This window comes from Ralstonia sp. Ralssp135 (assembly GCF_047304345.1).
Taxonomy (GTDB): Bacteria; Pseudomonadota; Gammaproteobacteria; order Burkholderiales; family Burkholderiaceae; genus Ralstonia; species Ralstonia chuxiongensis.
Genome location: NZ_JBGLYZ010000092.1, coordinates 1 through 350 on the forward strand (window position 1 = coordinate 1; position 350 = coordinate 350).

The 350-nt window shown below is 64.3% G+C and carries 1 protein-coding gene; it reads right to left on the reverse strand.

What is annotated here, in order from left to right; all coding sequences use genetic code 11:
* Positions 1 to 350, reverse strand: a 350-nt coding sequence (locus ACCD03_RS25510) for an FAD-binding protein (RefSeq protein ID WP_413413280.1), incomplete at both ends; no start/stop codon positions are given.

Here is a 350-nt window from a genome sequence, read left to right on the forward strand (position 1 = left end):
TCGAGGATGTAGACCTCGCCGGTTTCCATTTCCAGCGCGGTCACGCCCAGCACGTCGCCGTCCTGGTCGCGGATCAGGTCCAGCGCCATCCATTCGACGAAGAAATGGGTCTTGGCCTTGACGTTACGCTGATACAGCGTGTGCAGCAGCGCGTGGCCGGTGCGGTCAGCCGCGGCGCAGGCACGCTGCACCGGCTTCTCGCCGTAGTTCGACGTATGGCCGCCGAACGGACGCTGGTAGATGGTGCCGTCGGCGTTGCGGTCGAACGGCATACCGAAGTGTTCCAGCTCATAGACCACGTTCGGTGCCTGGCGGCACATGAACTCGATCGCGTCCTGGTCGCCGAGCCA